2 protein-coding genes are annotated in these 2,814 nt (G+C 65.5%); both read right to left on the minus strand.

Annotated elements, in window-relative coordinates; all coding sequences use genetic code 11:
- On the minus strand, positions 1–556 hold a 556-nt coding region (locus WBQ44_RS15355), incomplete at its 3' end, for an alpha/beta fold hydrolase (protein ID WP_495567534.1).
- Positions 557–584: 28 nt separating this feature from the next.
- Complete coding sequence (locus tag WBQ44_RS15360) at positions 585–2,801, minus strand: DUF2254 family protein (protein WP_495567535.1); 2,217 nt, start codon at positions 2,799–2,801, stop codon at positions 585–587.
- Positions 2,802–2,814: the final 13 nt, after the last annotated feature.

The raw sequence follows: 2,814 nt of genomic DNA on the forward strand, positions 1-2,814 counted from the left end.
GCGCGACACCGTCGGCGCGGGTGGGGTAGATCTTCAGCGGTCCGAACGCGCGCTTGTCGCGGGCTGCGACCTCCTCGGGTGACAACGATTTCAGTGGCGTGTCGACAACGGCAACGCCTGCCACGCGTGCGTCTTCCGTCGCAGCTGCCATGGCGACCCAACCGCCCATGCTGTGTCCGATGACGACGGGTGGGCGCAGAAAATTCGAATGATGCGCCACAGCAGTGACTTCCGCGGCCCAGACGTCGAGGCCGTATTCATCGCGGCGGCCCGAGTCTCCGTGCCCGCTGAGGTCGAGAGCCGTCACCCGGTAGCGGCGAGCCAGGAACGGAGCCACGTGATCCCACCAGCCGGAATGAGCGGCACCTCCGTGGACCAGCAGCACCCCCGGTGCGTCCTCGTCGCCCCAGGATCGAGTGCGGATGGTGGTTCCCTGCACCTCGACATCGGCCGTGGTGGGTACCGACGCAAGCGCATCGACGAACCACTGTGGCGGGGCTGCCACCGAAGCGGCCTGTGGCGGGGCTGCCACCGAAGCGGCCTGTGGCGTACTCATCGTTACACCCTAGGTCCAGGTATCCCGCCTATTCCGGCGCCCCGAGGATCAGGGGCAGCATTCGGCCCGAGGAGCCCTTCTCCGAACCCAGGCCCTGCGGATCGGCCACGCTCGCGAGCGCGACATCCAACTCGCTCGTCCATCCTGCTGCCACCTGCTCGTCGAGAGCTTCGAGACGAGAAAGCAACGGCGCGTGCTGATCTGCCGGGCATGCGGCGAGCAGCGTCGTCAGCAACGATCGCAGGCGTCGTTGCACCTGAACGGAACCGGTGCTGTAGTGCCGAACCTCGTCTGTTGCCACGGCGACGTAGTCGGCCCACGAACGCTGCGCTCCACGTATTCGCGTCGAAGCCGAATCGACGGGTTCGACGCGCACGCGGGGCGCAAGAGTCATCAAGAGGTCTTCGAGGTGGTCGATCGCCTGGACTGCGCGCCCCGGATCGTTGATTGCCGGCGACAGTGCCTTGAGGGCGATGTCGACGATGGCTTGCAGCGCTGCGGTGGGGCTCACTCGCGGACTGTGGGTGTCGCCGAATATGAGACAGGCAATCAGCTGATGCGGTCGCACACGCAGCGGCGGACCGTCGACGCGAAACAGCACGGCATGCTGGGCGACGAATTCGCCGATGGCCGGCATCATCTCCACCGTGACGCCCCACTTGGTGGCCAGTCGTTGCATGCGGTCGAGATCGACGGCCAACAGTATCCGGCCGTCGGCCGAAAGATGTTGCAGCCGAACCGTCGTCGAAGTACCGAGTGCACTGCCGCCCCGGACGGTCGCAATCTTGGGCACGATCGGTCGCGCACCGCTCGCCGCGCGTCCGGGGTACATCCGCACGATGGAAGTGCGGCCCTCGGCGGCGAGCCACCGCAGCAGGCGGGACGAGTCGAGAATCATGCCCACGCGGGCCACCAGACCGACGAACAGGAAAGCGCTGACGAACGAGAGAAGTATCGCGATCGTCGTCGAGAGGACCGGCGCCGTCCACTGTCCGGACAGGGCCAGGTCGGACGCGATGACGACGGCAAAGACGAACGTGGACAGAAACATTCCGATCGACCACCGCATGATCGCTTCCTGCTGCAGCATGGGCACCACGCGCACCGAGATCTGCGAGGCACCGAATTGCATCGCCAACGTGAGCGCGGTGAACACCAGACCGGTGAGGGTGATCATGCCGCCCGCGATCACTGCCAGCAGGGTTGCGGTGGCACCGATGTCGAGATGGGACTCGATGACGATGGAACCGTCCGAATCGAGCAGGGCGCTGTCGACCACCACGAGCGCGACAGCTGCCACCATCGACACGGACACCAAAATCATGGGCAGTCGCCACACCGGTGTTCGCCGCAGCCGGCGTCGAGTCCGACGCCACCTCACCGTGGCCAAAACGCGATTCGACTGTCGCGGCGTCGAAGCTGTCGGCGCCTCGTTCACCTCGTCCACCTCGTCGGCCGCAAGGTCGGGTGGGGTCACCGCGGTGGGGAGTCCGAAACGGCCGGACAGTGCCTCCTGTACGACGATCTTGGCCCTGATCACCGGTTCGCGGAAGCGCTTCTCGCGTTGCCAGGCTGTTGTCTGCTTGCCCGGCTTGTCCCGGTACCGCCACCGCGCCCACGGCGAATTCGGGCGGCCCAGCCGAACCGCGCCGACGATCAGCAACGGAACGAAGAACAGTCCCACCAGCCCGGTCCACAATTTGCCTTTGAGCAGCGTGGCGGCCGCGAGCAGCAATTGGACAGCGAGCCCCCCGACCACCAACGCCAACGTCCACAGCGAGCGATCCTGCTGGTAGGCGTCGAAGTCGCCCGTGAAGCCGATCGGATGAACACCCAACAGGTACAGCCCGGTGATCGCGACGGCGACGAACACCGCGTCGATCGACGCCCGGCCTTCCTCGGCCCAATAGACGTCGCGTAGATGCAGGATCAGGGCGAACTCGTCGAGCATCAGGGCACTGCCGACACCGAAGACGCCGGCCAGGATGCAGTTGGCCACCGGCGTTTCGTAGTTGGCAACCGCCACGAGTGCGAATCCGGAGATGAGGACCATCACCAGTCCGAACATGACGTGGTGAATGTGCATCCCGCCGGGAGTGACGTTGCCCGGCCACCAGGACACCTCGGCTCGAATCATGCGCACACTGAGTCTGATGAACAGGAACGCGAGCAGAAACGACACGAGAAGAAAGAACAGCGGCAGACGACCGTTGTCGACGACGGTTTCGGTGAACCACCCACCCATCTCAGGCCTCCTC

This window comes from Rhodococcus sp. (in: high G+C Gram-positive bacteria), from assembly GCF_049591685.1.
In the GTDB taxonomy this organism is placed as follows: domain Bacteria; phylum Actinomycetota; class Actinomycetes; order Mycobacteriales; family Mycobacteriaceae; genus Rhodococcoides.

Coding starts and splice junctions, on each gene's coding strand:
- WBQ44_RS15360 (WP_495567535.1), bottom strand. CDS start 2,801: ATGGGTGGGTGGTTCACCGAAACCGTCGTCGACAACGGTCGTCTGCCG.